This window comes from Polaribacter sp. L3A8 (assembly GCF_009796785.1).
GTDB lineage: Bacteria > Bacteroidota > Bacteroidia > Flavobacteriales > Flavobacteriaceae > Polaribacter.
In genome coordinates this window covers 3,592,404-3,615,969 of sequence record NZ_CP047026.1, presented here as the reverse complement: position 1 = coordinate 3,615,969, position 23,566 = coordinate 3,592,404, and the positions used below count along the sequence as shown (strand labels likewise).

General features: G+C 29.4%; 23 protein-coding genes. 13 read left to right on the top strand and 10 right to left on the bottom strand.

What is annotated here, in order from left to right:
- The first annotated feature begins 24 nt into the window (after positions 1-24).
- The 8 genes from GQR92_RS14975 to GQR92_RS14940 all read left to right on the top strand — a co-directional run bounded on the left by GQR92_RS14975 (position 25) and on the right by GQR92_RS14940 (position 9,237).
- On the top strand, positions 25-1,236 hold the full coding sequence (locus GQR92_RS14975; protein ID WP_158840920.1) for a sensor histidine kinase: 1,212 nt from the start codon (positions 25-27) through the stop codon (positions 1,234-1,236).
- A gap of 2 nt (positions 1,237-1,238) precedes the next feature.
- The gene (locus GQR92_RS14970) at positions 1,239-1,979 is read left to right on the top strand and encodes a LytR/AlgR family response regulator transcription factor (RefSeq protein ID WP_158840918.1); all 741 of its coding nucleotides are present in this window, start codon (positions 1,239-1,241) and stop codon (positions 1,977-1,979) included.
- A 99-nt stretch (positions 1,980-2,078) separates the two neighbouring features.
- Positions 2,079-5,936, top strand: a complete 3,858-nt coding sequence (locus GQR92_RS14965) for an InlB B-repeat-containing protein (protein ID WP_158840916.1) — start codon at positions 2,079-2,081, stop codon at positions 5,934-5,936.
- 165 nt (positions 5,937-6,101) lie between these two features.
- On the top strand, positions 6,102-6,626 hold the full coding sequence (locus tag GQR92_RS14960) for a hypothetical protein (RefSeq protein ID WP_158840914.1): 525 nt from the start codon (positions 6,102-6,104) through the stop codon (positions 6,624-6,626).
- A 67-nt stretch (positions 6,627-6,693) separates the two neighbouring features.
- Positions 6,694-7,989, top strand: a complete 1,296-nt coding sequence (locus GQR92_RS14955) for an NAD(P)/FAD-dependent oxidoreductase (protein WP_158840912.1) — start codon at positions 6,694-6,696, stop codon at positions 7,987-7,989.
- Positions 7,990-7,992: 3 nt separating this feature from the next.
- Positions 7,993-8,301 (top strand): hypothetical protein, encoded by a 309-nt coding sequence (locus tag GQR92_RS14950; RefSeq protein ID WP_158840910.1) that lies wholly within the window; start codon positions 7,993-7,995, stop codon positions 8,299-8,301.
- Positions 8,302-8,303: 2 nt separating this feature from the next.
- Positions 8,304-8,657 (top strand): hypothetical protein, encoded by a 354-nt coding sequence (locus GQR92_RS14945; RefSeq protein ID WP_158840908.1) that lies wholly within the window; start codon positions 8,304-8,306, stop codon positions 8,655-8,657.
- Positions 8,658-8,817: 160 nt separating this feature from the next.
- A complete protein-coding gene (locus tag GQR92_RS14940) occupies positions 8,818-9,237 on the top strand; it encodes a DUF2141 domain-containing protein (protein WP_158840906.1) in 420 nt (139 codons plus the stop codon).
- Positions 9,238-9,352: 115 nt separating this feature from the next.
- On the opposite strand, the gene GQR92_RS14935 is transcribed toward GQR92_RS14940, so the two are convergent.
- The 9 genes from GQR92_RS14935 to kynU all read right to left on the bottom strand — a co-directional run bounded on the left by GQR92_RS14935 (position 9,353) and on the right by kynU (position 17,372).
- Positions 9,353-10,438 (bottom strand): amidohydrolase family protein, encoded by a 1,086-nt coding sequence (locus GQR92_RS14935; RefSeq protein WP_158840904.1) that lies wholly within the window; start codon positions 10,436-10,438, stop codon positions 9,353-9,355.
- 85 nt (positions 10,439-10,523) lie between these two features.
- Entirely contained in the window at positions 10,524-11,054 is a 531-nt protein-coding gene (locus GQR92_RS14930) for a 3-hydroxyanthranilate 3,4-dioxygenase (RefSeq protein ID WP_158840902.1), read from the bottom strand.
- A gap of 34 nt (positions 11,055-11,088) precedes the next feature.
- The gene (locus GQR92_RS14925) at positions 11,089-11,661 is read right to left on the bottom strand and encodes a hypothetical protein (RefSeq protein WP_158840900.1); all 573 of its coding nucleotides are present in this window, start codon (positions 11,659-11,661) and stop codon (positions 11,089-11,091) included.
- Between the two features lie 60 nt (positions 11,662-11,721).
- The gene (locus GQR92_RS14920) at positions 11,722-12,498 is read right to left on the bottom strand and encodes an SDR family oxidoreductase (RefSeq protein ID WP_158840898.1); all 777 of its coding nucleotides are present in this window, start codon (positions 12,496-12,498) and stop codon (positions 11,722-11,724) included.
- Between the two features lie 78 nt (positions 12,499-12,576).
- Positions 12,577-12,795 (bottom strand): DUF6500 family protein, encoded by a 219-nt coding sequence (locus tag GQR92_RS14915; protein ID WP_158840896.1) that lies wholly within the window; start codon positions 12,793-12,795, stop codon positions 12,577-12,579.
- Between the two features lie 3 nt (positions 12,796-12,798).
- Positions 12,799-13,935, bottom strand: coding sequence for an FAD-dependent monooxygenase (locus tag GQR92_RS14910; protein WP_158840894.1), 1,137 nt, complete (start codon positions 13,933-13,935; stop codon positions 12,799-12,801).
- Between the two features lie 7 nt (positions 13,936-13,942).
- Entirely contained in the window at positions 13,943-14,467 is a 525-nt protein-coding gene (locus GQR92_RS14905; RefSeq protein ID WP_158840892.1) for a DUF1697 domain-containing protein, read from the bottom strand.
- A 179-nt stretch (positions 14,468-14,646) separates the two neighbouring features.
- A complete protein-coding gene (locus GQR92_RS14900) occupies positions 14,647-16,056 on the bottom strand; it encodes an FAD-dependent oxidoreductase (RefSeq protein ID WP_158840890.1) in 1,410 nt (469 codons plus the stop codon).
- Between the two features lie 53 nt (positions 16,057-16,109).
- Positions 16,110-17,372 carry a kynureninase gene (gene kynU / locus GQR92_RS14895; protein ID WP_158840888.1) on the bottom strand — a complete coding sequence of 421 codons (1,263 nt, stop codon included), beginning with the start codon at positions 17,370-17,372 and terminating at the stop codon, positions 16,110-16,112.
- A gap of 99 nt (positions 17,373-17,471) precedes the next feature.
- Between kynU and GQR92_RS14890 the strand changes: the two genes are divergently transcribed.
- The 5 genes from GQR92_RS14890 (at position 17,472) to GQR92_RS14870 (ending at position 22,488) form a co-directional block, all read left to right on the top strand.
- Complete coding sequence (locus GQR92_RS14890; RefSeq protein ID WP_158840886.1) at positions 17,472-18,659, top strand: C40 family peptidase; 1,188 nt, start codon at positions 17,472-17,474, stop codon at positions 18,657-18,659.
- A gap of 78 nt (positions 18,660-18,737) precedes the next feature.
- Positions 18,738-19,652, top strand: a complete 915-nt coding sequence (locus tag GQR92_RS14885; protein WP_158840885.1) for an ABC-three component system protein — start codon at positions 18,738-18,740, stop codon at positions 19,650-19,652.
- Between the two features lie 3 nt (positions 19,653-19,655).
- The gene (locus GQR92_RS14880; protein WP_158840883.1) at positions 19,656-19,907 is read left to right on the top strand and encodes an ABC-three component system middle component 8; all 252 of its coding nucleotides are present in this window, start codon (positions 19,656-19,658) and stop codon (positions 19,905-19,907) included.
- The gene (locus GQR92_RS14875; RefSeq protein ID WP_158840881.1) at positions 19,897-21,648 is read left to right on the top strand and encodes a DUF2326 domain-containing protein; all 1,752 of its coding nucleotides are present in this window, start codon (positions 19,897-19,899) and stop codon (positions 21,646-21,648) included. The genes GQR92_RS14880 and GQR92_RS14875 overlap by 11 nt, the downstream gene beginning before the upstream one ends.
- Before the next feature lie 162 nt (positions 21,649-21,810).
- Entirely contained in the window at positions 21,811-22,488 is a 678-nt protein-coding gene (locus tag GQR92_RS14870; protein ID WP_233269882.1) for a YiiX/YebB-like N1pC/P60 family cysteine hydrolase, read from the top strand.
- Positions 22,489-22,741: 253 nt separating this feature from the next.
- On the opposite strand, the gene GQR92_RS14865 is transcribed toward GQR92_RS14870, so the two are convergent.
- Positions 22,742-23,560, bottom strand: coding sequence for a M23 family metallopeptidase (locus GQR92_RS14865; RefSeq protein WP_158840879.1), 819 nt, complete (start codon positions 23,558-23,560; stop codon positions 22,742-22,744).
- Positions 23,561-23,566 lie beyond the last annotated feature (6 nt).

Here is a 23,566-nt window from a genome sequence, read left to right as displayed (position 1 = left end):
GGGGTTTACATATAAAACTAATAAATGTTTAAAAAAATTTCACAATTAATATCTATTGGTATTTTTCCTGATACTTTACCTTCAGAAATAAAAAAAATAAAAGTTTTAAATTACTGTACTATTGTTGGTTTGGTAAATTCGTTCTTCTTTTTTTTACTAGAAATTATTTTACAACAAATAACTCTTCAATCCTTTTTATCTTTTAATCTGCAATTAATTACATTATTAACAGCTCTTTTTCTTCAGAAAAACAAAAAATACATTTCTGCCAGATTACTTTTCTTAATCTTTGGTTTTTTTATCCTTTTTTATAACGCAAACTTTGCTTACAGAGGTTTTTATGGTGAATATATGTATATTTTATTACCCCTAATTTCTTTATTTTTCTTTGAAAACAAATACTTCTACTTTTCTATTTTATTAGTTTGTATTGTTTCCTTTTATATGCCAAACTTATATTTAAACATATATCCTGAAAATTATTTTGGTTACATAAATGTGGTATTTCTATTTATTGGTTCATTTGTATTTGTCTATTATTTTAAACATCAAAACAAACGAAACGAAGACGCTTTGGAAAAAGCATACTCTGAATTAGAAAAAAGACAAAAAGGGGAGCTTGCTCATTTACAATTAAAATCTTTAAAAGCACAAATGAATCCTCATTTTATGTTTAATGCCATGAACTCCATACAAAGTTTAGTTTTAAAAGGCGACAAATATGAAGCCTATAATTATCTTACTAAATTTTCATCATTAATTAGAGAGAATTTAAACATGAGTGAAAAAAGTTTTGTTTATTTTGATGAAGAATTATCACTCTTAAATAAGTACTTAGAACTAGAGAAATTACGCTTTAGAGAAGATTTTGAATACGAAATTAGTAACGAAAATGAGATTGGAGATATTAAAATTCCTTCTATGATTATTCAACCTTTTATAGAAAACGCCATAAAACATGGCTTACTTCATAAAACAGAAGGTATTAAAAAAGTGAAAATTGAATTTTATTTGAACCATGTATTTACCTGTATCATAACAGATAATGGTATTGGCCTGCAAGCATCCAAAGAAATAAACAAAAACAACCTTAATAAAGAAACATCATTCTCTACAAAGGCAATACAAGAACGATTGGCTTTATTAAAAAGCTACTACAATGCAGATATCGGTTTTACATACCAAGATGTTAAAAAAGGCACGCAAGTGGTTTTAAAAATCCCTTTTACAAAATAATTATGAACACATTAAATGCAATTATTATTGATGATGAAATTAATGCACGTGAAAACTTACGCTTTTTATTAAATGAATTTTGTAAAAATGTAATCATTGTTGCCGAGTCTAAAAACGTAGACGAAGCTGTTATTCAAATAAAAGAACATCAACCTCAACTTATTTTTTTAGATATAGAAATGCCTCAAAAAAATGGCTTTCAACTTTTAGAAGCTTTTGATACTATTAACTTTCAAATTATATTTATAACAGCTTATGATCAATATGCCATAAAAGCTTTTGAGTTTGCAGCTTTAGATTATTTATTAAAACCAATAGATATAGAAAGGCTTAAAAAAGCAGTAAAAAAAGCATCTGCAATAGCAATAAAAAATTTAACTTTTGATAAACTAGAATTACTTAAAAGCAATAGAAAAAAAGTAAAAAAAATTGCAATTCCTTATAAAAGTGATTATGTAATTTTAGATCTTAAAAACATTTTTTGCATAGAAGCAGATAGAATGTATGCTATACTTTACACCGAAAAAGGTAAAAAATATGTTGCCGCAAAAAAACTAAGTTATTATGAAAGTTTACTTTGTGAAGAAAACGAATTTTTAAGAATACATAGATCTTGGATTGTAAACAGTAATGCCATTAAAATGTATTCTAAAAAAGAAAAATGTATTCAACTTAAAAATGATATCAAAATCCCAGTAAGTAAAAGTTACAAAGAAGAATTTGAAGCTATTTTCTTCACTTAAAAACACATTCGGAAACTAAAACAAATCACTCGGAACCTATTTAATATTCTTTACAAGCAAATAGCTTTTTTTTACTTTTCATTAATCTAAAAAAATGTTATGAAGAAAAAAATACTTATGCTATCGCTATTAATTAGTGGTTTTATGAATGCTCAGTTTCCTACCTCCGATATTATGGTTCAATATGGGTTTGATAATGGAAATTTAGTTACAGACGGGGTAAACGGAAATAATTTAACGTACACAGGCACTTCTTATACAGAAGTTAATGATCGTTTTGGAAATGCTCCAACAAGTGCATTACAGCTTAACGGAAGCAACTTTAGCAGTAACTTCTCTTTTCCGAATACTACAACTGATACTAGCCTTAGTTTTTGGGTAAAAACAACAACAAACTCTAACGACACAAAAATTATTTTAGAGAAAAGTGCAAGAGCAAGTGTTACAGCTGTTGGTTGGGGCGGACTCTCTATAAGACTAGAAGAAGGTAAAATTAGAGTAGAAGCTGGTTATCAATTTACGTATTATAATGGTGCAACATCAGTAGTAAACCATAGTATTCTTTCTAATGCAGTAATTAGCGATGGTGATTGGCATCATATAGTTGTTTCAATTTATAATAGATCAGATAATCTTGGTACTAGTAAAGGTATAAATAATGTTATAAAAATTTATGTAGACGGTGCTATAGATAGCAACGACACAAAAAATAATCGTCCAAGGACTTTTCAAAACAGACAACTTAATGTAACCAACGGGCATGCAAATGGAAATCTTTTTGTACTTGGAAATTTAAGAAACGGTGCAGCTCCAAGTAATAGCAGATATGAAGATGTTATTGATGACGTACTTGTCTATAAAAGATTACTTACAGACGCAGAAATTAATAGTATTGGAGACTACAATAATTTCTGTAAAGAAATAAGTAACTCATACTTATCTGCAACTAACATTACAAATACAAATATGGATGTAAAAATTTCTGACACACAAACTGTAGATATTGCATACCATAAAGCCTCCGAACCTTTTTCAAGTGCAACTATTACTACAGGTGTTTCTGGCGGATCTACAATTTCTATTTCTAATACAGTAGCAGAAACTTATAATGTATATATTAGAAAAAATTGTGGAACAGGTAGCTTTTCTACATGGTCTTACCCAGTTGTATTTAAAAATTTAGGACTACCTACTTTTGTAAAATCTGATGCTACAGGTAATAACGATGGTAGTAACTGGGCAAATGCTTATACAAATTTAGACAATGCAATTACAAATACACTTGCAGGTGAAGAAATTTGGATGGCAGCTGGTATTTACAAACCTCATACTTCTAATAGAACTGTTTACTATACAATAAATAAAAAAGATTTAAGAATTTATGGTGGTTTTATAGGTACAGAAACAACACGTAATCAAAGAGATTTTATAGCAAACAAAACTATTTTATCTGGTGATTTACAAGCAAATGATGTTAACGTTACTGATTATGCAAATAATTATGCAAATACTTCTAGAAATGCAGATAATAGCCATCATATTATTAATGTTACTGCAACAGGAAATAATTTATTATTAGATGGTTTAATTATTAGTGATGCTCATAATAATTTAAGTGCTACAGAAAGAGGAGGTGCAATAGTTAAAGAAAAAACAGTAGCTAAATTAAGTATAAAAAACTGTATCATTAAAAACAATGTTTCTAGAAATGATAATGCAGGTTTAATAGCAGAATTCGAATTAAATAATACATCAGGAGATAGAGGTACTTTAATTATTGAAAACTCTCAATTTATTAACAATATGTCACGTTGGGCAAGTGGTATTTATAGTTTTGTAAGAGCCAATACAAATGTTGATATCACTGTAGCAAACTCTTTGTTTAATGGTAATTTAGCAGGAGATTTAAGTGCAACAGTAAAAGGACTAGGAGGAAGCGCATCTTGGATTAGAGTTATTGACAATACGTCTAACGTTTCACTAAAATTAACAAATAACACCTATGTAAACAATTTAGATTTAGGTACAGATCAATCATTAAACAATTTTAGTAGAGCTACAGTGGGTATAAGTAAACAACCCGGAATTAGTAGTACATTTAATGCGACTGTTAATAACTGCATTTTTTGGGATAATACTACAGTTGGTGGTGCAAAAACAAGATCTATTACAGATTTATACAAAAATCCTTTAAATTCGTTAGTTGTTAATAATTCTATTGATTCCTACAATTTTAATGATGATAGTATAAGTAGTAAAGTTGCAACAACTACAGCAGATCCATTATTTGTAAGTGCAACAGATTTTTCATTACAAGCAACATCACCTGCAATAAATACAGGAAATAACATTTATTTTTTCGGAAATACAGACATTTTAAGAAACGATAGAATATTTAACACAACAATAGATATAGGTGCTTATGAATATGGTTCGCCTGTTTCTACGTCAAAAATATTAAAAATAAATGCTGTAAATGGATCGGTAACTAGTAATCCAAATCCAAACCCTACAAACAGAGCTTATAATAATGGAGAGGTTGTAGCCTTAACAGCAACACCAAACACTGGATATCAATTTGATGGTTGGTCTGGAAATGCTACAGGAACTACAAACCCAATTAATGTTACTTTAGATGAAGATAAAATAGTTACAGCAAATTTTAGTCAACTAAAACATACATTAACTGTTACATCTACAAACGGAGTAGTAACAAGTAACCCATCTCCAATAAATGGCACTTATATTCATAACACTCTGGTTACCTTAACAGCAACACCAAATGCTGGATATCAATTTGATGGTTGGTCTGGAGATGTAAGTGGTTACACAAATTCTATTAATGTAACTATGGATGCCGTTAAAAATATAACAGCTAACTTTAGTACAATCTGTATTTTAAATACACCTGATAATAATTTTAAAAATGCATTATTAAATAATGCTACAAATATTGATTTAAATAATGATGGTCAAATACAATGTACAGAAGCAAATGCTTTTAGTGGAGCTTTAACTATAACTTATAAGAATATTACAGATTTAACAGGAATAGAGGCATTTACAAAAATGACCAAATTTACAGTAGACAGAAACAAATTAACTTCTATAGATTTATCTAATAACACCGCTTTAGTAGAAATAGATTGCTCGCAACAAGCCGCAAGTTTAACAACATTAATATTACCACAAACCACAACGTTAACTAAGTTAGTTTGTTTTAATAATAAATTAACTGCGCTAGATTTATCTAACAACCCTAATTTAACTGAGGTAAATTGCCGAATAAATCAAATAACATCTTTAAATACTACTGGATTAACAAAACTAACAAAATTAGATGCTCAAATAAATAAAATAACAAGTTTAGACCTTTCTACAAATACAAATTTAAAAGAATTGGTTTGTAATGAAAATGATCTTACTGCTATTGATGTTTCTAATAATTCATCATTAACAACTCTTCGACTTTATAAAACATTAATTACTAGTTTAGATGTATCTCAAAACCCTGTTTTAACTTATTTATTTATTAGAAATAGTAAATTAATCAATTTAAATGTAGCCAATGGTAATAATTCAAATTTTACTTATATGGGTACAGATGGAAACCCAGATTTAACTTGTATTCAAATAGATGCCAGTTTTACTCCAGCTTCACCAGTATGGAACAAAGATGTTACCGCTAGTTATAGTACAAACTGTAATGCAACAGCAAGCATTAAAGATGTCAATCAAATTAATGTTTCCGTCTTTCCAAATCCTATAAGTAATCTTGTTACCATTCAATTGGATGAAAAAATAAAAATTGGAAAAATTTTAGACCTAACAGGAAAAGAAATTAAAATATTTCAGAAAAATAAAATTGATATTCATAGTATTTCACCTGGAATATACATTCTAAAAATAGAAACTAAAAGTGGGAAAATTGCAATGAAAAAGATTATAAAAAAATAAACTCCTAATTTTCTAAGGAACCTTAAACGCAATCATTCATTTGATTGCGTTTTTTTTATTCGTTATTGCGAAGAAAGAATGACTGAAGCAATCTTTTTATTAAATTATGAGATTGCTTCGTTCCTCGCAATGACGTTTTTAATTACTTTTGTAAAAATATTATTTTTGAAAACCTATAACAAAACCAACTTTTTTAAACATACTTTCTGTAAATTTACCCAAGTTGATAATTTTCAAATTCCAGAAAACACCAATTACAAAAGTAAATCTGAAAGCATGTATTTTTATACTGATGAAGGTGTGTATAGAAAATCGAATCATTGGGGACGCGTTGCCAATTGTAGATGGAAGTTAATTGCTAATGAAGATTATAAAAACCAACAAATAGTAATTGGATTTGCAAAATGGAACAGCTTCTACCCCATCAATTCAACAGAGAAAATATTTTTTATTGCTGTAAATTTTGAAGAAAAAACGGCTAATATTCTTCCTAAAAAAGAAGATGCTAATAACATCCGTTTTACATTAAATGAAGCCCAACAAAAAGTAAAACAAATATCCATTTTATTTAAAGAAACCAAGTGGGCCAACTATTTTGAAGATGATATAGATACCATGCGTTTTAAAGTGATAACAGAATTCGTCAATACAAATAAAACTTTACAAGAGATTAAGTTAGCGCATAAATAATATTTTCTTTTTTATTTCAGTAAATTTACACTTTAAAATTCTAACATTTCTAAAGTCAATAATTTACATGAACATACCACAAACTAGTTTTCCAAGAGTTGTAATTATTGGTGGTGGTTTTGCGGGTTTAGCAGCTGCAAAAGGATTAGAAGAACAAGAATTGCAAGTTGTTTTAATTGACAAACACAACTATCATACATTTCAACCTTTATTATACCAAGTTGCTACAGGTGGTTTAGAGCCAGATTCTATTGCTTTTCCACTAAGAAAACGTTTTAATGATGTTAATAATTTCTATTTTAGATTAACAGAAGTAGAAAAAATAAACACAGAAAACAACACCATTGAAACCTCTATTGGAAACTTAGAATATGATGAATTAATTATAGCTACAGGTTCTACAACCAACTTTTTTGGTAATACCAATATCAAAAAACATACGATGGAAATGAAGTCCATTCCGCAATCTTTAAACATTAGAAGTTTAATTTTAGAAAATTTTGAAGAGGCTTTATTAACTTCTAACATAGAAGAAAGAAATGCCTTAATGAATTTTGTAATTGTAGGTGGCGGACCAACAGGTGTAGAATTAGCAGGTGCTTTGGCAGAAATGAAAAAAGGAATTTTACCAAAAGATTATCCGGATTTAGATATTAGACAAATGCAGATAAACTTAATTCAAAGTTCTGAATGTTTGTTAAAAGGAATGAGCGCAAAAGCTTCTGAAAAAGCAGAAGATTTTCTAATAAAATTAGGCGTGAATGTTTGGAAAAATTTACGTGTTTTAGATTATGATGGAAAAACGGTTACTACAAATGGCGAGGATCATTTTAATGCAGAAACTGTAATTTGGGCAGCAGGAGTTAAAGGGCAAATGATTGATGGTTTAAACACCGAATGTGTTATAGAAAGAGCCGCAAGAATAAAAGTAAATGAGTTTAATCAAGTTTTAAATCACCCAAATATTTATGCAATTGGTGATGTTGCTTGTATGTCTTCAGAAAAAAAACCTTACGGACACCCAATGATGGCACAACCTGCCATTCAACAGGGTAAATTAGTAGCAAAAAATATTTTAGCAAAACTTTTTAACAAAGAACAAAAAGCATTTGTTTATAAAGACAAAGGTTCTATGGCAACCATTGGACGAAATAAAGCGGTTGTAGATTTGCCTAAATGGAAATTTCAAGGAGTTTTTGCTTGGTTTGTTTGGATGTTTGTACATCTTTTTTCTTTAATTGGTTTTAGAAACAAAGCCATCGTTTTTCTAAATTGGGTGTATAATTATATTCGTTTTGATAGAGAAACTCGTTTAATTATAAGACCTTATAAAAAGAAAAATAAATATTCTTTTAAAAGCTAATTTATGGCCACTAAAAGAATGATAAGATGCCCCAAATGTGGCATTTTCAATACCGATAAAGAATATTGTACAAACTGCAATACTTTAATCTCTCATCAAAAAAAGGTAGAAATTAGAGCAGAAAATGTAAAACAGCAACAAGTTGATAAAGCTATTTACGAAAAGGAGCATCCTAATTTAGCAGAAAGGTTAAAAAAACATCCTTTTTGGTTATACAGAATTGCGGGATGGTTTTTATATTCTACAATTATGATTATTAGCACAATTGGCGCTGGTTTAGCATGGTTTATTGCAATGGTTGCTGCGGGTTAAAAATGAAAAAAACGTTACTTTATTATTTTATCTTTTCATTATTAACAGGAACTACAGTTTATTTCCTTCAATATTTTTCTGTTCCTTTACCTAGAATCATTCGTTTTTATCTGAATGACTTTTTAATTGTTCCAATCATTCTTTATATCAGTTTACAAATTTTAAAATGGTCTAAAAATGATGTAAATTACACCTTAAGTTTATGGGTAATTTTATATTTATGTTTGATGTACAGTATTTTATTTGAATCTATTTTTCCAAAATATTTAGCAAGATATACCAAAGACATTGTAGATGTTATTCTTTATTTTGCAAGCGGATTTATATTCTATTACTTACAAAAATCTAAAAAATGATTTCTACTAAAATTGCAAAAAATAGTAGAAAAAGCGCATTTCCAAATGAAATGATTTATAAAACCTCAACTAAGAATTAAAAAACAACAATTCGGTATGTTTCTTAATTAAAAAAGGAAATAACTTTAGATATTTACAATATCAAATAAAACATCTAATTATGAAAAAATTACTTTTAATCTTCACTATTCTTTTTAGTGGAATTTTAACAACAAACGCACAAGAGGAATCCGCAGATTTAACCGTTCATATTTCTGGTTTAAATTCTGATAAAGGAACACTATTAATAGGTCTATACAATAAAAAAGAAAGCTTCTTAAAAAAGCAATTTAAAGGAGATATTGTAAAAGTTAAAGATAAGAAATCGGTAGTTATATTTAAAGGTTTACCAAAAGGAGAATATGCTGTTTCATTTGTTCATGATGAAAATGACAACAAAAAAATGGATACAAATATGTTTAAAATCCCTAAAGAAGATTATGGTTGTTCTAACAATGCTAGAGGCTTTATGGGACCTCCAAAATACGATGATGCTAAATTTCAATTAACAGAAAACAAAACAATTGAAATTAAAATATAGAAAAGAATATATCAAAAAAATCTAAAATTATTTTAAAATAGTATTCAGTTGTAGTTTGCAGTAATCATCTTATTGGAAACTGCAACTGAATATTGAGATTGGATAATGAAAACTTTTAAAAAAGTATTTTAGTAATCAAATCTTGCTTAGCAACCTCATCATCACCAAACAACCATTGCAACACATTATCTTCCCAAATTTGTCCTTTTTCTGTTTCGGTAATAATTTTTTCATCAATAGCTAAATCTAAAATTTTTCCAGGATAAGAAGATTGTTTATCACTTTCCATTTCTCCTAACGGATACGGATCGTCTAAGCCCATTAAAACCTGACTTACACCTTGTCTTTTAAACATTAATTTTAAAGAATCTGTATCGTGAACGAGCGTATCAAAAAAAATGTTTTTATGTCCTACTGCTTTTCTTGGATGTGTTTTCCCTTCAAATAAATCGGGTCTTCCGTCAAAACCCTGAATCCTTCTACCTAAATTCATTTGTGCCAATTGACCTCCATGCGCAAAACACGTTCTAATATTTTTAAAGCGCTCTTGCATTCCGTTTAACGTATAAAAATGATACGCATCACCACATTGTGCCAACATCCAAATTAAATGAAAACGCCAATTGGTATTCTCTAATTTTATCATTTTATCTCCATCATACGGATGAATTTCAATTGCCAATTTATATTGATCTGCCAATTCAAAAATTCGATCATTTTCTTCATCAAAGACACAACGCCATTGCCCAATAGAATCCATAAAATGCGTTGGCAAACACAACACTTTTAAACCTAATTCCTCTACACAACGTTTTATTTCATCTAAAGCTCCATAAATAAAACCCGGATGCACCACAAAACCACAGGTAAATTTAGACGGATGTTCTCGCTGCACTTTTGCATTAAAATCATTCTGAAAACGCAACGCTTTTTTCATTTCTTCTAAACGCAAACCATTCCCGTATAACTGAGATAGATTTAAAACAACTGCATGATCTAGTTTGTTTTTTTCCATCCAAAGCAATTTTTCATCTAAGAAAAAACTAGAATGGGTTACAGGTCTTTTCCACCCTTTTTGCAACATGTGTTTGCGTTCATCATCTACCCAGAAAATCTCTTTTTCCTTCATAAAATCCGGAATTTCTTCTGGATAAGGTAACAAATGTGAATGCCCGTTTATGCGTAGTTTTCTTTTTTCCATGCTTTTGTCATTGCGAGGCACAAGCCGTGGCAATCTTTTAATTAGAGATTACTTCGTCATTCTTCCTCGTAATGACGAACACGATTTATTTAAGTTTTTGAGGTGCTTCCATTATTGTACCACAATTATTACAGGTACATTTTTGTTTATCAGAATAATATTTATCAAAAATAACGGGCATATCTGTTTCAATATTCCCCAATGCAAATTCTTCTCTATACAACTGGTTTCCACAGTTTTCACAATACCATTCTAAAGCATCTAGCATCCCTTCAGAACGTGGATATTCAATAACCAAACCAACCGTATTTGCTTTTCTTTGTGGCGAATGTGGCACTTTTGCTGGTAATAAATAAATATCACCTTCATTAATTGCTACATCAATCATTTTACCTTTATCATCTATGATTTTTAAAATCATATCTCCTTCTACTTGATAGAAAAACTCTGGCGTTTCGTTATAATGATAATCTTTTCGATTATTAGGTCCGCCAACAACCATTACAATATACTCGCCATTATCCCAAACCTGCTTGTTACCAACGGGCGGCTTTAATAAATGACGATGTTCATCAATCCATTTTTTAAAATTTAAAGGCTGTACTAAATTGCTCATACTTTAATTATTTTACAAAAAAAATTACTTTAATCTAACAAATTATTGCTCTTACTCCTTTTTTATTTCTCTTTAAAACTATTGTATTGTCTAAATTGTTCTGATAAGAAAAAATACTGTTTCTGCCTTTTTTCTCTTCTTTAACTTTAATAGGAAAAGCAAAATCTGCTACATTATCCTCACACCCTAAGGCATTCATATTATAGCTATAATTATCTATTAATGCGTTAAACTCAGTTGCCATTTCTTCTTCTAAAATATAGTGTTTACTCGTTACACCTTCTTTTACTAATAAAGCCAACTCATTACTTTTAAAACCTAATAAAGGATTTCTCTGTACAGAAATTGCATAACAGTTATTATTTAATTTCACTACAGAATTCGCATTAAAAAAATAGCCTTCCTCTTTTAAAGTGGTCAGTAAGCTTTCACTTGCATTGGAGAAACCAAGAGGTAAACTAGTTAAAGAAAAGCTTTGTGAAATATTCATAAGGTTATTTAAACAAGGTAACGTTTTTACGTTAGAATTAGCTATAGTTGATGTTGGAAATAAAGCCAACGCCCCTGTTGTCATTATTGATGATAAAATAAATTTTCTACGATTCATATTTAGTTTGGTTAATTTAGGTACTAAAGTTAATACATTAATTTTTAAGTTTATAAACTACTATAAACTTTTAGTTCTTCCTCCATCAACAGGAAGATTAATTCCGTTTATATAACTTGCTTGTTCACTAGATAAAAAGGTTACAGCAGCAGCAGTTTCTTCCGCTTTAGCAAAACGTTTTGCTGGCACATAACTTTTCATAATTTGTTCCATTTCTGGTTCTGTGGTGTTCGATATATTTGCTTTTATCTTAATAATTTCATCTAAACGTGCTGTATCTGTAAAACCCGGTAATACATTATTAACTGTAATTTGAAATCCGCCAAGTTCTGTAGCTAACGTTTTTGCCCAATTACCAACCGCATTTCTTATGGCATTAGAAACACCTAAACCAGGAATAGGCTCTTTTACTGATGTAGAAATTATGTTGATAATTCTACCAAACTTTACTTCTTTCATAAAAGGAACCACTGCTTGCACCAAAATTTGATTGCAAACAACATGCATCTGAAATGCATTTATTAATTCTGATGGAGCAGCAGAAATTAAATCGCCACTTTTTGGACCTCCAGTATTATTTACTAAAATATGAAACTTTAAATCTGTAGTTTCTAGTGCTTTTTTTAATTCTTCGGGTTTAGAAAAATCTGCCACTAAATAAGTATGCTGCTGATTGTTATTTGGTAATTCTGCCAAAACAGTTTTTAATTTTTCTTCATTTCTGGCTATTAAAGTAACATTTACGCCTTCATTTGCTAAAGCTATTGCAGATGCTTTTCCTATTCCTTGTGTACTTCCACAAACAATTGCATTCTTGTTTTGTATGTTTAAATTCATATATAAAATAGATGTAAGAATTAAGAAACAAAAATTAAGACAACTGTGTCTTTTCTCTCACCTCTATCTTCTTGATTCTTATTTGTTTTCCAAAATCATTTGTTTAATCTTAACTGCTTTTTCAAAATGATCTAACTTATGCGTTTCAATCCACCATTTTGCCACTTCCATTAACAAAACCGGATTGTCATTTTTATTCTTAAAAAAGGCATAAAAAGACAAACCAACATTGGTTCCTTTTTTAGCAATTTTCTCATCACAAACTGCAATTATTTTCTCTTTTATTTCTGTATTCATTTGTTATTTTTCTAGTTGATATAATGCAATCATTTTCTTTTCTATCATTTTTTTAGGTACATTTTTTAAGATAAAGTTTCTAAAAGATTGACCATATTTCCAATGTGCCATTTTTCCTGTTGTCCAAGATTGGTTTACAACTAAACTGACTTTTTTTTGTCTTTTTTGTTGAAACAATTCAAACACATTTTCATCTTTATGCGTTGCAATTAATTTGCTTAAATAAAAAGCATCTTCTATTGCCTGTGCGCCTCCTTGTCCCATATTTGGTGTTGTAGCATGCCCCGCATCACCAATTAAACAAATATTATTTTTGTGCCACTTTTTAAGCGGTTTTAAATCGTGAATATCATTTCTAATAATCTGATTAACATTTGTTGCTTCAATTAAATCTGTTATTAATGGATTAAAATCTGCAAACATTTTTAATAGTTTCTCTTTTACCAAATGAGTATCGTCTTTACCATTTTCTTCAGATAAAGCAACCGCAAACCAATACACTTTGTCTTTTGATACTTTAGAAATTCCAAACCTAATTTTGTCTCCCCAAAGCTCGAAACCTCTGTGTAAAAAATCTTCTTTTAAAGTTAAATCTGTTATTCCACGCCAGCAAGTTTGCCCAGAATACCGCTTGGTACTTTCTGGAAAAAGTTGATTTCTAACTTTAGAGTTTATACCATCTGCACCAATTAAAAAGTTGGTTTTAATTTTAGCATCATCATTAAAAGAAACTTCTATAATCCCTGATTCTAATTCTTTAAAAGACTGAAAACCATTATTTAAAAATACTTTCTCTTTCGGAATTTTACTAAACAATATTTTTTGAAGTGCTGCTCTGTGAATTGCAATGGTTGTAAAACCGAATTTATCTTTTATAAAACCTTGCAAACTATCCGAAAGTGGCGATAAATCTTGTTTCCCAATCGTTATTCTATCAATAGGGTTTCCGCTAGCAACTACCTCTTCTAAAACACCTAAACGATCTAAAACTTGCAAGGCATTTGGCGCTAACCAAATTCCGGCTCCTACCTCATTTAATGCGGGGGCTTTTTCAAAAATTTTATATTCAATTCCTGCTTTTTCAAAAGCCAATGCTGTTGTCAACCCTCCAATTCCGGCACCAATAATTGTATATTTCATATCAAATTTAATTGCTTTCTGCCAATTCTAATAACTTTAATGTGGTATTGTAATTTCTAGTTGTTGCGCTCACAAGCAATTTTCTTTCAAATAAATTATTAGTAAGTTTTGTTTTAGAAAAACCTGTTTCGCAATAAATGTATACCGTATCATTATCTATTAAATATTGATCTTTACCAATATCTATTACATCAATTTTAGTTTCATATACTTTTTTGTTTAAGAAAACAAATGCAACTATTTTGGTATTGTCTGTTGGAAAAGGATAACTAGCAATTGCTTTTTTAAATTGAGGAACTGTTCTTGCAATTACAGGAACATCAAAACCGAATTTATTTTTAATGGCTTCATTAATTTTTTTACAAATTACAGATTTACCTTCATCTGATTCTAAAATAATGTTTCCACTCTGAATGTAGGTTTGTACGTTTTTAAAACCTAAATCGTTTAATAAATTACGTAGTTCTGCCATTGGGAGTTTATTTTTTCCCGACACATTAATTCCTCTTAATAAAACTATATATTTTTTCATTGACTTTATAAATGGTCTCTTTATTTCTTACAATTAATAGCTTTTATTAATTGCTCTAGCCCTGATTGAAACGGCATCCTTTTTTCTGTCAGTTCGAGTGAATTTGCTTTTTCGCAAATTTGTATCGAGAACAGAAGAAAAAAGATATAGTGGAAAGCAGGAAATAGCTTCAAAAAAAATTACAACCCTGCAATTTTATCTTCTTCTAAAATGTTATTTGTTTCTGTTTTTACTTTTTCTAAAATGACTTTCAATTCCTCTTTTGTCATGTTTAAATGCGTGTGTACTTCATTGCCCGCAATTAAATTTAACAAGGCTTTGTCTTGTGCTCTTCCTTTTTTCATGGCGTTGTCATAACCCATATTTTCATTGAAAGTAACCAAAGAATATTTAGAAAAATATTCGGTTGGAAACGTCTTTTCTAAATCCATTTCTATCTTTCTTTTTTCTTTAAAAATAGGATTCGCAACGTGATCTCTCATTTCATGAAAATTATCGATTGCTAGATCTGCAATGGCATCTGTGTCTTTTTTTCTTGCTTTTTGATAGGTTTTAAAAACAGTTTCCCAATCTTCTAAATTTTCATTTAAAACCGCATCAAATACGGTAACATCTTCAAAAGAAGCATTCATTCCTTGTCCGTAAAAAGGCACAATTGCATGTGCAGCATCGCCCATTAACACCGTTTTGTTTTGATAACTCCAAGGCGAACATTTTATGGTTCCTAAAGCACCTGTTGGATTGTTTAAAAATTCTTCTTTTATATTTGGAATGATTGCCAACGCATCTGGAAATTCTTTTTCAAAAAAGGCCGTTATTTTCTCTTCGGATGTTAAGTTTTCGAAATTAAATTCGCCTTCATTATAACTCAAAAAGAGTGTAACGGTAAAACTACCGTCTAAATTTGGTAAGGCAATTAACATAAAATCGCCACGAGGCCAAATGTGTAAATGCTGGTTACTTATTTGATGATTTCCGCTTTTATCCGCAGGGATTTCTAACTCTTTATATCCGTGGTTTAAATAGTTTTGAGAATAACTAAATAAGAATTTACGTTCTAAATAATAACTTTTTCTAAGTGAAGAACCTGCTCCATCTGCTCCGAAAATAACAGTTGCATTTACCGCAAATTCTTCTTTGGTTTTGTAATCTTTAAAATGTGCAATGCTATTTTCTAAATCGACATTTTTACATTTTTTATTAAAATGAATGTTTACGTTTTTATGTTTTTCTGCCTCTGTTAATAACAGTGCATTTAAATCGCCACGAGAAATAGAGTTGATGTATTCATTTTCTCTTCCGGAATAATTAGAAGCAAACGTATTTCCTGCTCTATCATGCATTAAACGCCCGTACATTGGTATGCAAATTTCTCTTGCCTTTTCTTCTACCCCACACAAACGCAACGCTTTAAAACCTCTGTCTGACAAAGCTAAATTGATAGATCTCCCCGCAGAAATATCTACGGTTCTTAAATCTGGTCTGCTTTCGTAAACTTCTACTTTAAAACCTCTTTGTGCTAAACGTAACGCTAAAAGAGAACCGCAAAGTCCTGCTCCGATTATTACTATTTTATCTTTTTTGTTCATTTTTTCAAAAATTAAACCTCACAGGTTTTAAAAACCTGTGAGGTATCTTCTATCTACAATAACTCTTTTAATATTGAAACCATTTGATACACATCTTCAAAAGTATTATATAATGGTGTTGGTGCACAACGGATAACATCTGGTTCTCTCCAATCTGTTATAAGATGTTTTTCTATTAGTTTTTTATGCAGACTTTTATCGGCATTTTTAACTTGAATGGATAATTGACAGCCACGTTCTTTTGGCTTTGAAGGCGTAATAATTTTTATATTATCAGAACCAATTTCATTAATTAAAAACTCGAAATACCCTGTTAACTTTTCTGATTTTTCTCTTAAAGCGTCCATACCAACTTTATCAAAAATATCTAGTGATGCTAAAATTGCTGCCATAGATAATATTGGCGGGTTAGATAACTGCCAACCTTCTGCTCCTTCCATCACATCAAAAGGCATTCTCATATTAAAACGTGTTTCTTTGTTATGATTCCACCAACCTGCAAAACGCGGTAATTTTTTATTCTTGGCATGTTTTTCATGTACAAACAATCCTGCTAAACTTCCTGGTCCTGAATTTAAATATTTGTAGGTACACCACGCTGCAAAATCTACTCCAGAATTATGTAAGTTTGGCTGAATGTTTCCTGCTCCGTGTGCTAAATCTATACCAACTATGCAATCTTTAGCATGACCAATCTGAGCGATTCGCTCTAAATCTAAAAACTGACCTGTATAGTAATTTACGCCACCTATTAAAAGCAGTGCCACTTCATCGCCTTCAAACTCTAAAATGGTTTCTAAATCTTCTATATTTAATAAGGTTTCGCCTTCTCTTGGTTTCCATTCTATTAAATCGGTTTCTTCATCAAAACCATGAAATTTTAGTTGAGATTGCACCGCATATCTATCCGAAGGAAAAGCATCAGATTCTATAATAATTTTATACTTTGTTTTGGTAGGTCTATAAAACGAAACCATTAGCAAATGAAGGTTGGTTGTAAGTGTATTCATAACAACAACCTCAACAGGTTTTGCCCCCACTACTTTTGCCATTTTATCAGTTAATAATTCATGGTAATTTAACCACGGATTTTTTGCTTCAAAGTGACCTTCTACTCCTAAATTTGCCCAATCTTCTAATTCTTGATTGATATATTCTTTGGTAGCTTTGGGTTGTAATCCTAAAGAATTACCTGTAAAATACAACCAATCGTTTCCGTTTTTATCTTTAGGAATATGAAATTGATTTCTTAAAGAAGCAAGTGCATCTTCTTTATCTTGCTGTTTGGCAAATTCTAAATTATTTTGATATTTCATCAGCTTAAAAATGAGTGTCTCCAAATATAAAACAATCCTATTGAGAATTCAATTTTTTGAGTTTCGATTTTTTGTACTTTAGCTGAAAATATTTTATTAATGAAAATTATAAAACCTTTTACGCTACTAATTTTAATTCTTTTTTCGTCTTGTAAAAATGAAGCAAAATCAATTACCGAAATTCAAAATATACATACCAATTTAAAGACAGAATTTGCTCCAGACAAAAGAGTGGAACTGTTTGATATTAATTTTGAACTTGCAGACAATCAACTTATTTTAGAAGGAGAAACAACAAGTAAAAAAGCTTTTTCTATACTTTTAGATAGTTTAAAAAACAGGCAGTTAACCTTTACAAATAATGTGCGTGTTTTACCAGATTCTGCTATTGGAAACGTACAATTTGCCGTTGCTAGAAACTCAGTCATTAACATTCGATCTCTACCTAGACATTCTGCTGAATTAGGAACACAAGGTTTACTGGGAATGCCTTTAAAAGTCTTAGATAAGAAAGGCGATTTTTATAGAGTTCAAACTCCGGATAATTATATTTCTTGGGTAGATAAAGGAGGAATTACCAGAATGAACAAAAAAGATTTTGATGCATGGAACGCTGCTAAAAAAGTGCTTTTTACCAAAAATTTTGGATTCGTCTATGCTGATAAATCAATTGATGCTGAAATTGTTTCTGATATTACTTTAGGCGGATTGTTACAATATATTTCTGAAGATGATCATTTTTATGAAGTAAAATATCCTGATGATAGAACTGGATTTATAAAAAAAGATGAAGCTGTTATTTATAATTCTTGGATTAAAAACTTAGCAATATCTCAAGAAAATATTGAAGTTACTGCAAAAACAATGATGGGCTTACCTTATTTATGGGGAGGAACTTCTAGCAAAGGAGTGGATTGTAGTGGTTTTACTAAAATGGTGTATTTAATGAATGGTTTTATCATTCCTAGAGATGCTTCTCAACAAATTAACGCTGGTAAAGTTGTTGACACTGATTTAAATTTTAAAGGTTTAGAAAAAGGCGATTTATTGTTCTTTGGTAAAAAAGCTACCTCAAATAAAAAACAACGTGTTACACATGTTGGTATTTGGTTAGGAAACGATAAAATGGAATTTATTCACTCTTCTGGAAACGTACATGTAAGCTCTATGGATTCTAAAGAACCTAATTATGATGCGTTTAATAAAAACAGGTATTTAGGTAGTAGGCGTTATCTTAATGTTGATGACAAAATGATTGTTGATTTAAAGAAAAAAATGAAACTTTAGGAACTGTATGTTGTCGTGCATTTAAAAATCTAAATTCAAACAAACCTAAAGTTATAATTTAATACCTTTGCAAACAATATGAAATACCCATTAGAATACTTAACAGATAGTGATTTTGAAATCTTAGTTGCATTAATTTGTAGTGAGATTTTAGGAATTGGAACTATAGTTTTTTCTGAAGGTAAGGATGGTGGAAGGGATGCCGAATTTAACGGAACAGCTAATAATTACCCAAGTAAAATAGAACCTTGGAGAGGTAAAATTATTATTCAAGCAAAACACACTCAAAGAAATAATGCAAGTTGTTCAGAAAGCGACTTTCAATCAATTCTAAAAAAAAGTGTTATTCCCGCAATCCAAAAATTAAAAAAGAAAGATGAGATAGATTATTATTTACTTTTTACAAACAGAAAATTAAGTGGTGGTCAGCATCCTAAAATTGAGGATCTTTTTGATACAAAAACTGGAATTGAAAATAGAGTAATTGGTTTAGAGCAAATTGATTTATGGATAAATTCATATCCTTTAATTGTAAAAAAAATGAATCTTAACAAACTACTTTTACCTCTAAATTTTGACGAAAATGATTTAAGGCTTATAGTCAATTCTTTCAGCAAATTAGATAAGAAAAAAGGAGAGTTATCAAAAATTCCAGAAAATCGTGATATTGAAAATAAAAACAAATTAAACGCACTAAGCAAAGAATATTTTGACAACGTAATCAAAAAAAATCTAATCTATTTCGGACAGATAAGAGCATTTCTAACAGATTCAATCAATAAAGAATATTTAGATAAGTATGAAAATACTATTGATGATATAAATGCGAAAATTACTGTGCACAGAACTGACTTCGAAAAATTTGAAATGATATTAGAGTTCTTATATGATTTTATAGTTGAAAATAATACAGAGTTAAAAAATAAACGTAGATTGGTTCGATTATTTCTACATTATATGTATTATAACTGTGACATTGGAATTAATGAATAAATTATGCTAACACCAACAAAACATACAAACATTAAATATTCTGTGATTTATATTGCAGGCAAAGTTTTGGGCTTCCTAAAAGAGGAAACTTTAATAAAATATGAAGATTTAAAAGAAATGTTAGTAAGTGAAATTGGAATAAATGCAAAAAACAATATCAATTATTCTTTAACCTTTTTATTTTCTATCGGTAAAATAGAATACTTGAAAAACATTGACGCAATTACGTTAATCAACGAGAATAATGAAGATTAGTAAAATATATTCTAATAAAAATTTTAAGAATATTGAATTTAATGAAAAATTCAATGCTATTGTTGCGTCAAAACAATCAGATGAAAAGAAAGATACACACGGTTTAGGTAAATCAACATTAATTAGAGTTATTGATTTTTTACTCATATCAAGTTATAATAAGAACACAGATAAGCTTTTAGGTAATGATCTTTTTATAGGTCAAGAGTTTTATGGTGAATTCAAACTAAATAATGAAAAATATTTAGTTATTAAACGTGCCATAAATTCAGCTACTAAAGTATTTTTCAAATTGAATGACTCTAAGCTAGATGGTTTTAAGTTGGATATTGATTGGGATGAAGAATTAACATTCAAAAAAGCAAGAGTAAAGTTAAATGAATACTTAGATTTTAATGTATTACCAAATTGGGATTATAGAAAATCTATAACCTATTTTTTAAGAAGTCAACAAGATTTTTTAGATGTTTTTAAATTGAATAAATTTAAAGGTAAACATAAAGATTGGAAACCTTTTGTTTTTGATTTATTAGGATTTAATGGGAGTCTAATTTTAGAAAAATTAGAAATTGAAGAAGATATTGAAGACTTAAAGAAAAGAACAAAGACCTTAAAACTGGAAGCACAAATAGATACTTCTGAAAAAGATAGATTAGAAGGGCTTTTAGAAATAAAGAAAATTGAACTTTCAGGGATTAAAAGCCAAATAGATAAATTTAATTTTTTTAAAGAAGATATTCTTACAAACAAGCAACTTGTTGAAGAAATTGATACAAAACTTCAGGCATTCAATACTGATAGATATAGAATTTCATATGAAATTAACAAAATAGAATCATCATTATCTCAAATAAATGATGATGTTGACGATAAAGAAATTAATAGTCTATTTGAAGATGTAAACTTGTATTACCCTAAGCAATTAAAAAAGGAATATGACGATTTAATTAATTTTCAAAAATCCTTAACAACAGAACGCAAAGAGTATCTTTCTGAAACTTTAAGTCTGTTAAAAGTTGATTACACCAAATTAAACAAAAGTATTAAAGAAATTGAATCTCAAAAAAGTGATTTATTATCTTTATTAACAGAAAAAGACAGTTATTTTAAATTTAAAGAGTATCAGAAAAAAACAATTGGTATTGAGGTAGAAATTGAGCGTATTAAAGATAAATTAAAAGCCATAGACAGCACATTAATTTTAGAAAACGACATAAAAGAAAAACGAGAAATAATAAATGATAAAATTTCAGAATTAAAAATATCTTTAACTGAAAGAAAACACTCAAATATTAATAAAGTTTTTAACTCTATAATTAAAGAGATATTAGATACAAATGCTTTAATTTCATTGAAGTTAAATAATCAAGGGAATGTTGAATTTAATGCTGATTACCAAAACAAAACTGATTTATTAAAAACTTCTGAATCACAGGGAACAACATATAAAAAATTACTTTGCGTTGCATTTGACTTATCACTATTAGTTAATTATTCTGACAAATCATTCTACAAATTTGTTTATCACGATGGAGTTTTAGAAGGTTTGGACGACAGAATTAAAATTAGATATATAAATCTAATAAAAGAGTTTTGTGAAGAATATGACTTACAATATATAGGCACTTTAATAGATTCTGATTTACCGAAAGATATGCCTAATTTAATTGAAGATAAAGATATTTGTTTAAGATTGAATGATAAAGACAACTCTGGAAAGTTGTTTTTGAATAGTTTCTAAAAAAACTACACACAACAACTTACAGAATTAATTGCTTGCTTTTTATTTACTTACGAAAATCTGCGAGAATTTTCTTTGTCAGTATTTATTTGTTAATTCTAATACTTAAAATAACTTCAGTGTAATTTAAAAACATCCTAAAAAATAAATCACAAAATAACCATGCATAAAACATTAAAGCAAACTTGCATCCCTATTTTACTATCTATTGTTTTGTTCAGTTGCCAAAACAATAAAAACAAAAATAATTTTGAATTAAAACAAGGTGATTTACTGTTTCAAAATACAGGAACTGGCGAAATTGATAATGCTATTAAAGATGTAACGGCAACTTCCGTATCTAAAAACTATTCGCATGTTGGTATGGCAATGAAAAAAGATGGAAAATGGTTTGTAATAGAAGCGATTCCTAAAGTGGGAATTTCTCAAACTCCTATAGTAAAGTTTCTGAACAGAAATAAAAATAAGTTTAACAAATCGGCCACCACGGTTGCAAGACTAGATAATTATTACCAACCTTATATTGCTAAAGCAATAGCATATGGAGTAGAAAGAATAAATACACCTTATGATGAGATTTTTTTATGGGATGACAACTCTTATTATTGCTCAGAATTAGTTTATAAAATGTTTTCTTCTCAAGATTTACCAAAAGATGCTATTCCTTTTCTTACGCATCCAATGACATTTAACGACAGCACAGGAAACCCAATGCCTAGTTGGAAAGCTTATTACAAAACACGTAACCAGCCAATTCCTGAGGGGATCGAAGGTACAAATCCTAATTTGATGGCCAGCAGTCCTCATATTAAATTTGTGCATGATTATGAGAATGAATAAAGTGCAAAGTTGTTTTTTAAATTATTGTAGTCAATAACCTACAAGATTTGTTCTTTTATAGACAGATTGCTTCGTTCCTCGCAATGACAGAATGCTAGCAAATAACTGTAGCCCTGATTGAACGGTTTGTTTGAGCTCTTTTTTATTCCTTTTTAGGATAAAAAAAGCGAGTAGTGAAAGCAGGAAATAGCTTCAAAAAAAAACACCCTTCAAATTTAAAAATCTGAAGGGTGTTTTTTTTTTATAACGTGAATTAATACTTTCTAAGATACTTTACTTTTTCTTCTAAGTAAATAGGCACTTCCGTTCCGTCGTTAATTTTGAACTTCGTTTTAAGCGTTTCTCGCTTGAGAATTTCTTGCTTAAAAACTTCAAAATGTAAATGTGGGCCAGATGACCAACCAATATTTCCACTTTTTGCTATTAACTGACCTTTTGTTACTTTATCACCTTTTTTAACGACTGCTGCATTGGTGTTAATGTGAGAATAATCTGCAATTGAACCATCATTATGATAGATTAAAATTACATTATTATACTCTAAACATCCTTTTGTAACACATGTTTTTGTGTTAGTATCTACAACTTTAATAACAACGCCTTCTCTAGCTGCATAAATAGCTGTGCCAATTGGCATGGTAAAATCTATTGCATTTACTTTCTGATGCGTTTCTGTACCGTTATAGCCTTGAGATACTTTAAACTTTTTTCCTTTTTTAAAAGGAAGGTTGTAAATGTACTCTGCTGATGCAACGGTATCTTTAGTAACAAGATCTCCGTAATTATATCTGGTTTTAGAATTATACTTGTACTTACCTGCTTTTATTGCCTTTAACGTAGTAATTACAACGCCTTTTGATCTTGCAGGAATTACATACGTTTTAAAGTTTCCGTTAGTGGTAGACATGTTTACCAACTCTAAATCTACTTCTACCGAAACCGGACAATATTCATTATTGTCTGCTAAAAAATCAAATCCGTTGTCTACTTTTTTAAAATAGGTTTTAAAGTCTACTTGAGAAAAGGAACTACAAGAGATTAATAAAAGAACGATATATAAATATTTATTCATTGGTTA

Bases quoted from the DNA above. Each gene is read 5' to 3' on its own strand.
- GQR92_RS14975 (WP_158840920.1), top strand. From the start codon at position 25: ATGTTTAAAAAAATTTCACAATTAATATCTATTGGTATTTTTCCTGAT.
- GQR92_RS14970 (WP_158840918.1), top strand. From the start codon at position 1,239: ATGAACACATTAAATGCAATTATTATTGATGATGAAATTAATGCACGT.
- GQR92_RS14965 (WP_158840916.1), top strand. From the start codon at position 2,079: ATGAAGAAAAAAATACTTATGCTATCGCTATTAATTAGTGGTTTTATG.
- GQR92_RS14955 (WP_158840912.1), top strand. From the start codon at position 6,694: ATGAACATACCACAAACTAGTTTTCCAAGAGTTGTAATTATTGGTGGT.
- GQR92_RS14950 (WP_158840910.1), top strand. From the start codon at position 7,993: ATGGCCACTAAAAGAATGATAAGATGCCCCAAATGTGGCATTTTCAAT.
- GQR92_RS14945 (WP_158840908.1), top strand. From the start codon at position 8,304: ATGAAAAAAACGTTACTTTATTATTTTATCTTTTCATTATTAACAGGA.
- GQR92_RS14940 (WP_158840906.1), top strand. From the start codon at position 8,818: ATGAAAAAATTACTTTTAATCTTCACTATTCTTTTTAGTGGAATTTTA.
- GQR92_RS14935 (WP_158840904.1), bottom strand. From the start codon at position 10,438: ATGGAAAAAAGAAAACTACGCATAAACGGGCATTCACATTTGTTACCT.
- GQR92_RS14930 (WP_158840902.1), bottom strand. From the start codon at position 11,054: ATGAGCAATTTAGTACAGCCTTTAAATTTTAAAAAATGGATTGATGAA.
- GQR92_RS14925 (WP_158840900.1), bottom strand. From the start codon at position 11,661: ATGAATCGTAGAAAATTTATTTTATCATCAATAATGACAACAGGGGCG.
- GQR92_RS14920 (WP_158840898.1), bottom strand. From the start codon at position 12,498: ATGAATTTAAACATACAAAACAAGAATGCAATTGTTTGTGGAAGTACA.
- GQR92_RS14915 (WP_158840896.1), bottom strand. From the start codon at position 12,795: ATGAATACAGAAATAAAAGAGAAAATAATTGCAGTTTGTGATGAGAAA.
- GQR92_RS14910 (WP_158840894.1), bottom strand. From the start codon at position 13,935: ATGAAATATACAATTATTGGTGCCGGAATTGGAGGGTTGACAACAGCA.
- GQR92_RS14905 (WP_158840892.1), bottom strand. From the start codon at position 14,467: ATGAAAAAATATATAGTTTTATTAAGAGGAATTAATGTGTCGGGAAAA.
- GQR92_RS14900 (WP_158840890.1), bottom strand. From the start codon at position 16,056: ATGAACAAAAAAGATAAAATAGTAATAATCGGAGCAGGACTTTGCGGT.
- kynU (WP_158840888.1), bottom strand. From the start codon at position 17,372: ATGAAATATCAAAATAATTTAGAATTTGCCAAACAGCAAGATAAAGAA.
- GQR92_RS14890 (WP_158840886.1), top strand. From the start codon at position 17,472: ATGAAAATTATAAAACCTTTTACGCTACTAATTTTAATTCTTTTTTCG.
- GQR92_RS14885 (WP_158840885.1), top strand. From the start codon at position 18,738: ATGAAATACCCATTAGAATACTTAACAGATAGTGATTTTGAAATCTTA.
- GQR92_RS14880 (WP_158840883.1), top strand. From the start codon at position 19,656: ATGCTAACACCAACAAAACATACAAACATTAAATATTCTGTGATTTAT.
- GQR92_RS14875 (WP_158840881.1), top strand. From the start codon at position 19,897: ATGAAGATTAGTAAAATATATTCTAATAAAAATTTTAAGAATATTGAA.
- GQR92_RS14870 (WP_233269882.1), top strand. From the start codon at position 21,811: ATGCATAAAACATTAAAGCAAACTTGCATCCCTATTTTACTATCTATT.
- GQR92_RS14865 (WP_158840879.1), bottom strand. From the start codon at position 23,560: ATGAATAAATATTTATATATCGTTCTTTTATTAATCTCTTGTAGTTCC.